1 protein-coding gene is annotated in these 245 nt (G+C 71.8%); it reads right to left on the bottom strand.

All coding sequences use genetic code 11. The features are described from left to right. Positions 1-214 (bottom strand): hypothetical protein (locus AC0IYH_RS33400; RefSeq protein ID WP_471838716.1); only part of this gene is annotated, 214 nt, incomplete at its 3' end. Positions 215-245: the final 31 nt, after the last annotated feature.

Below are 245 nucleotides of genomic sequence, written 5' to 3'. Positions count from 1 at the left end.
GATCGAAGCGACGCCCAGCGAGATCGAACTCCGCCCGATTGTCGGCGGGCGAGTCCCCCAGTCGCGTCGCGCCGCTCGCCGCGATGTTGTTCAGGCGGATCGTGTCGGCCGTCACTCCGCCTGCCAGCGTGACGTCCTGAGCGGACACCGCGATCGTCCTGCCCGTGGCGGCGACGGTGCCCAGCGCAGCCGTTTCACCAGCGGCGATCGTCACGTCGCCCCCGGCGGCCCGCACGGAACTTGCC

Source organism: Pseudomonas sp. AC463 (assembly GCF_979253585.1).
Note: the sequence above shows the minus strand (reverse complement) of the source record. Positions and strands in the feature narration are given on the sequence as shown.